Annotated in this window: 4 protein-coding genes; all 4 read left to right on the top strand. The window is 32.7% G+C overall.

All coding sequences use genetic code 11. From position 1 onward, the window contains the following. The first annotated feature begins 127 nt into the window (after window positions 1-127). Entirely contained in the window at window positions 128-646 is a 519-nt protein-coding gene (locus ACFIJK_RS09035) for a hypothetical protein (RefSeq protein ID WP_375627560.1), read from the top strand. Between the two features lie 109 nt (window positions 647-755). Then, window positions 756-1,622 carry a DNA adenine methylase gene (locus ACFIJK_RS09040; protein WP_375627561.1) on the top strand — a complete coding sequence of 289 codons (867 nt, stop codon included), beginning with the start codon at window positions 756-758 and terminating at the stop codon, window positions 1,620-1,622. A 32-nt stretch (window positions 1,623-1,654) separates the two neighbouring features. Next, window positions 1,655-2,035, top strand: a complete 381-nt coding sequence (locus ACFIJK_RS09045) for a helix-turn-helix transcriptional regulator (RefSeq protein WP_015856258.1) — start codon at window positions 1,655-1,657, stop codon at window positions 2,033-2,035. A 136-nt stretch (window positions 2,036-2,171) separates the two neighbouring features. After that, a partial coding sequence (locus ACFIJK_RS09050; RefSeq protein ID WP_375627562.1) for a single-stranded DNA-binding protein occupies window positions 2,172-2,265 on the top strand: 94 nt, incomplete at its 3' end.

A 2,265-nucleotide genomic window follows, 5' to 3' on the forward strand; every position in this document is an offset into this window, starting at 1 on the left:
ACCAAAGCGCAAGTAAAAGCTTGGGTTTACGGTGGGAATATTCCGAAAAGCGTTCTCAATTACGAACCTCTTATAGACGAGATCAATAAAGAGATCAAAAAATTATCGAAAACCGCAGGAAATAAATATGTTTACAGATAAACAGCTAAGAGCCTTGTTTGGTATTATAACTTTTATATTTTTATGTTTTTTAGGAATTAAAAAAAATCCCTACTTTATTCAAAGTATTTTGATATTTGCATCTTTTGGTTTGATAATAATAACAAATATTTTTGTAATTTTATGCAATTCTCATATTCCTTTTGAGTTGCAGAACAATCCAAAATACAAACGCGGCAATACAACAGGTTGGAAGACATTAACACGTGATTTACAACAGTATATGCACAGACTTTTAAAGCTAATAAGTTTAGCACTTGTCGTTTTAATTTTTCCAAATAGTTATAAGGAAACTGTTTCTTTGCCTATTTTTTCTAAGTACGTGGAGTATAAGCTTTCTTTTCCATTGGATACTGTACTTTGGTACTCAGATATTGCTCTTTGGTATTCTTTTTTAGTCTGTGTATTTTTCCTTATGTTACGTACACGCAGTTTAATAAACATATCTATTTACACACTACAGTGCTCAGTTAAAAACCAAAAGTAAAATTTCCGATTTTATAAAACTGTTCAGATTAAATGGCGTTGTCTCTTCTCAACGTTCATAGATGAAATCAACAAAAACATCAAAAAATCATTGAAAAAGGCGCGTAACAATGACTCATGTCTGCTCACCATTGAGATATCCAGGCGGTAAGGCTGCACTGTATGGAAAAATCAAAGAAATATTTGAGAAAAATGCATTAAATGGCTGTTCCTACAGAGAGCCATTTGCTGGCGGGTGCGGACTTGCTCTAAAGCTTCTTTTTAATGGTGATGTTAAAGATATTCACATTAACGATATTGATCTGTTCATTTGGAGCTTTTGGTATTGCGTTTTGCACAAGACAGAAGAATTAATAGAAAAAATCAATACAACGACCATTAACTTAGAAGAATGGTACATACAAAAAGAAATTTCTCCTGCAAGTGCAGATGTGCTTAGCGCAGGATTTGCAGCACTCTTTTTGAATCGCACAAATAGATCTGGAATTATTAAAAATGCTGGACCAATTGGAGGGAAAGGACAAAGCGGTGCCTATAAAATAGATTGCCGATTTAACAAAGAGAATATAATTGAACGCATTCTTCGCATAAGTGAACAAAAAGATAAAATACATTTAACTCGTTTAAATGCACGGGAATTTTTGCTGCGTTATGGAACTGATGAAAACACCTTTTTTTATATGGACCCTCCTTATTTTAAAAAAGGAAAAGGGCTTTACACTTCGTTTTACAAAGCTAATGATCATAATAATTTAGAGAATGTCATCTCCCAACATGTGACAGCGCCTTGGCTAATTACTTATGACAACGTTGAAGAAATTAAATTTTTGTATAGGCAATATCTCTCAATAGAATTTAGCTTACAATATTCTCTACAAGAGAAAAGGCAAGCTACCAAATTGATGATTTTTTCACCTAAAATCAAAGTACCTCAATTTTTAGAAAAGAATATAGGCTCGCTTCTCAAAGCAGCTTAATTGCAGATTTCATTAATAGGAGCTTTAATCACATGCTTACACCATTTGGCAAAACCTTACGTAAAATTCGTATTGATCGGACAGAACGTTTATTAGATATGGCTAATAAATTAGGCGTATCTATAGCATTTTTATCTTCTGTAGAAATTGGCAAAAAGCCTATACCTGCTGACATGGAAGAAAAGATCATTGAGAAATATGCTTTAGATGAAGAAACGGCTTCTATCTTGAGAAGAGAAGCAAATATTTGTCGTAAGAATTTTACAATGAACTCTTCTGACCCACTTAACCATGAAATTTCTAACACGTTTGTTAGAATGTTTAAGTCTCTTTCACAACAAGATCTGACAAAGTGCAAGGAACTCATGGAGAAAGTAGAAAAAAAACGGTGCTTGCAGAATAGAATACCTTGATCCCCTTATTTTATACACCGTAAACATAATTTTATATGTTAAAAAACAATAATATCCTTTTGAAATAATTGAATAAATATGCAAATTATGCTAAGATTTTTCATGTATAAATTGCTAATCTAATGGGGCTACAAATATGCTAAATAAAGTGACGTTAATCGGGCGCCTTGGTGCTAATCCCGAAAGCAAAACAATGAATTCTGGAGCAGAAATAGTCAATTTTAGTATAG

It is taken from the genome of Bartonella sp. PS17NMGDW, from assembly GCF_042193555.1.
Lineage (GTDB): Bacteria > Pseudomonadota > Alphaproteobacteria > Rhizobiales > Rhizobiaceae > Bartonella > Bartonella grahamii.

Coding starts and splice junctions, on each gene's coding strand:
- ACFIJK_RS09035 (WP_375627560.1), top strand. CDS start 128: ATGTTTACAGATAAACAGCTAAGAGCCTTGTTTGGTATTATAACTTTT.
- ACFIJK_RS09040 (WP_375627561.1), top strand. CDS start 756: ATGACTCATGTCTGCTCACCATTGAGATATCCAGGCGGTAAGGCTGCA.
- ACFIJK_RS09045 (WP_015856258.1), top strand. CDS start 1,655: ATGCTTACACCATTTGGCAAAACCTTACGTAAAATTCGTATTGATCGG.